This is a genomic window from Paralimibaculum aggregatum, assembly GCF_030270585.1.
In the GTDB taxonomy this organism is placed as follows: domain Bacteria; phylum Pseudomonadota; class Alphaproteobacteria; order Rhodobacterales; family Rhodobacteraceae; genus Thermohalobaculum; species Thermohalobaculum aggregatum.
Map to the genome: position 1 here is coordinate 1 of NZ_BSYI01000189.1, position 255 is coordinate 255.

1 protein-coding gene is annotated in these 255 nt (G+C 69.0%); it reads left to right on the plus strand.

The window, feature by feature from the left end; genetic code table 11:
- Window positions 1-255 (plus strand): hypothetical protein (locus QSJ97_RS24890; RefSeq protein ID WP_285675197.1); only part of this gene is annotated, 255 nt, incomplete at both ends.

Consider the following 255-nt stretch of genomic DNA (forward strand, 5'->3'; position numbering starts at 1 on the left):
GACGCGCCCTCGAGATCGGCGGCACCTCCTGCAGCTCGGTCAATGCCATTCTCGGGAACAACCTGCATCGCCACCGGCCCGAGACGCCCGCGGAGGGGCCGGCGATCACGCACCAGAACATCCGCGGGCCCGAGTGTTTCCACCGAGGAGGCATCGCGCAGCGCTGGGCGCGCAGCGTCAAGATGCTCGACCATCCGACCCACGACCGACCGGGAGCCTTGAAGCCCGACGGCATGGCAGACGCCTTTGCCGAGT